This window comes from Vibrio sp. 2033 (genome assembly GCF_033339735.1).
The window spans coordinates 1-651 of record NZ_JAWOVC010000440.1; the positions used below are offsets into that span (position 1 = coordinate 1).

Sequence of the window (651 nt, forward strand, 5' to 3'; positions counted from 1 at the left end):
ATTTAAGCAATATATTGGAATTTGTTGGAGAAAGTTGCGAAGCTGTCGGTTCTGAACAGCTAGGCGATGTTGATTGGTCTAGCGTATGGTCAGGCTGTATCGTTGGCAATATCTCAGCAGGTCGAGCGGCAACTGCCGTGATGGCTCGTCTCAACGATGCATACCATATCCCACTTCTTGTCTTGGGCAGCTTTCCTTTGCCTGTGGACGATCTCCCAAACTTTGTTGGCGAATTAGAGCAACCGCTAAATTACCCACAGCTTAGTGAAGCGTTACGTCACTGCAAAGATTTTCTTGGCCGTAAAGGGGTCAATGTTGTTGCAAGTGCGCGTAAAAACACGCTGTTTCGTAGCTTAGTAGGGCAGAGTCGCGGTATTCAAGAAGTTCGTCATCTTATTGAGCAAGTATCGGGTACAGAAGCCAATGTCTTGATCCTTGGTGAATCGGGTACGGGTAAAGAAGTGGTAGCACGTAACATTCACTACCATTCGTCATACCGCAATGGTGCATTTGTGCCAATTAACTGTGGTGCAATCCCACCGGAGCTACTCGAAAGCGAATTGTTTGGCCACGAAAAAGGCGCGTTTACTGGTGCGTTAACGGCGCGTAAAGGTCGATTTGAATTAGCAGACGGTGGCACGATCTTCCTTG

At 47.6% G+C, this 651-nt stretch carries 1 protein-coding gene; it reads left to right on the forward strand.

Annotated features, from left to right (window positions below; all coding sequences use genetic code 11):
• Positions 1-651, forward strand: a 651-nt coding sequence (locus R7P74_RS27065) for a sigma 54-interacting transcriptional regulator (RefSeq protein WP_318123756.1), incomplete at both ends; no start/stop codon positions are given.